The following is a 202-nucleotide window of genomic DNA, read 5'->3' as shown; positions in this document are numbered from 1 at the left end:
ATCGTTCAAGTCTTTTTCGGCTTGTTCGTTCTTGTTCAATAAATCTTGGGCGTTATTCAGGAGCTCTTCCAGTCGCTCTTTTTCCGATCCCGCTGGTAATTTACTGACTGCTTCTTTCGCTTCGTCTATCGCCCCTTGATCGGTACTTCCGTTCAATGTGTCGAACGTATCATCCGTGAACAGATCTTCCACTTTGTTCTTT

The 202-nt window shown here is 44.6% G+C and carries 1 protein-coding gene; it reads right to left on the bottom strand.

Going from position 1 to position 202, the window contains the following annotated elements:
* On the bottom strand, positions 1 to 202 hold a 202-nt coding region (locus tag ASU00_RS25655), incomplete at both ends, for a toxin Cry1Ac domain D-VI-related protein (protein WP_161809792.1).

The organism is Peribacillus muralis, assembly GCF_001439925.1.
GTDB classification, from domain to species: Bacteria; Bacillota; Bacilli; order Bacillales; family DSM-1321; genus Peribacillus; species Peribacillus muralis.
The sequence above is the reverse complement of the archived record's forward strand: the minus strand, read 5'-3'. Positions and strand labels throughout refer to the sequence as shown.